We start from the raw sequence: 1,273 nt of genomic DNA, 5'->3' as shown, positions 1-1,273 counted from the left end.
TGTTGGGTATAGTTATGGTACCGGTGGTCCAGGGTGGATGGGGAATGCTTCTTTTGGTAAAGGCAAGGGTTCCAGTGAGGAAGTGCATCACAAGAACAGCCATATTATAGGCACTGGCACTCTTCATACCATAAGTCAGGGAAACACCATACTGGCAGGCGCCGTGGCTTCTGCAGACCATGTAGAAATGGAAGTAGGGGGTGATTTCGCCATTACCAGCCGCAGTGATACGGGACAAACTTCCAGCAAGCAAGACTCTTTTTCTATTGGGTTTAATGGTGGAAAAAAGGATGATGCAGCCACAACCAATATTTCCTTGAACAAGGATAAATCCTCTAGCGATTATCATAGTGTTGTGGAGCAATCAGGCATCAAAGCCGGTGATGGCGGTTTTAAGATCAACGTTAAAGACAAAACGACCCTAACTGGGGGGCTTATTGCCAGCACTGCGCCGGCAGAAAAAAACAGCCTGACCACAGGAAGCATTAGCACCAGTGATATCAGCAACGGTGCGCATGCTCAAGCTAGCAGCCAAGGTTTAAGCATTTCTGCGGGTGGTCCGATGTATCAGGGCAAATATGGTGTCGGGAAAAACATTGCTAAAAATGTCTTAGATCATTCAAAAGCTAAAGATTCAGAGGAAGGATACACCAAATCCGCCATTAGCGATGGCACCATTGTCATTACTGATGAAGCAGGGCAGAAGGCATTGACAGGGCAAGATGTGGAACAAGCCATAGCCTCCCTTAATCGTGATACTGCCACCGCCCATAAGGGTGTACAACAGCTCGATGCAGGCAAGCTGGAACAAATCGTCCATGAAAACCGTGAAATGGCAACCCAACTTTTAGAAGAAGGATTTAAATACAGTGATGACTCCTATAAAACCATGTTTATCAAAGAGCACCCCATCGCTGTGGTCGACCGTGATGAAAAGGGTAATATAATCTATGAAATAGATGCAAATGGACAGTATATCAAAGACGCTCGTGGACAAAAAATACCTCACGCACATTATTTAACGGATGAAGAAAAGCAGCATTTACAAGAGGGTGCTGATGGCAAGGTGCATGTGTCCTTTAATGGCATCTTTACTCCACCAGAGGAAGCCGCTGTTTATGCGGTTCAACATGCGAAGGATAAAAATGAACCGCTTTATTTTGTGGTGTTCCCAGAAGCTGATTCTGCTATTTCAGAACTTCTAGTCGCGGGCTATCAGAAGTTTATGGAAAATAACTTTTGGGGTTTGACCAATTCAACACAAGAAGCAAAA

General features: G+C 45.0%; 1 protein-coding gene. It reads left to right on the top strand.

Annotation, left to right across the window (positions count from 1 at the left end):
- The coding region (locus ACFILD_RS03120) for a hemagglutinin repeat-containing protein (protein WP_375664756.1) at positions 1-1,273 on the top strand (1,273 nt) is incomplete at both ends.

The sequence above is a fragment of the Bartonella sp. CL162QHHD genome, from assembly GCF_042195435.1.
Taxonomy (GTDB): domain Bacteria; phylum Pseudomonadota; class Alphaproteobacteria; order Rhizobiales; family Rhizobiaceae; genus Bartonella.
This window is presented reverse-complemented; position numbering and strand designations above follow the sequence as displayed.